This window comes from Enterobacter sichuanensis (genome assembly GCF_002939185.1).
GTDB lineage: Bacteria > Pseudomonadota > Gammaproteobacteria > Enterobacterales > Enterobacteriaceae > Enterobacter > Enterobacter sichuanensis.
This window is the reverse complement of record NZ_POVL01000190.1, coordinates 1-287: the sequence shown is the minus strand read 5'-3', so window position 1 is coordinate 287 and position 287 is coordinate 1. Positions and strand designations below refer to the sequence as shown.

General features: G+C 62.4%; 1 pseudogene. It reads left to right on the top strand.

From position 1 onward, the window contains the following. Positions 1 to 287 (top strand): annotated as a pseudogene (locus tag C5687_RS24460) (RHS repeat-associated core domain-containing protein); the annotation flags it as partial.

The following is a 287-nucleotide window of genomic DNA, read 5'->3' as shown; positions in this document are numbered from 1 at the left end:
TATCGCTACACCGCACGCGGTGAGCTTTCCGGCGTCAGCGACACCCTGCGCGGTGAGGTGGACTACGGCTACGACGCCGAAGGACGCTTGCTGAAGCACTACGAGGCCCGCCAGGGACACAGCCGAGCGCAGTTCAGCTACGACGCAGCGGATAACCTCGCCGCCAATGACGATCCGGTACCGGTCACGGATAACCGCCTGCAGCACTGGCAGGCGCTGTTTATGAAATACGACCACTGGGGCAACCTGGTCAGCCGCCGCAACGGGCTGTATGAACAGCATTATGC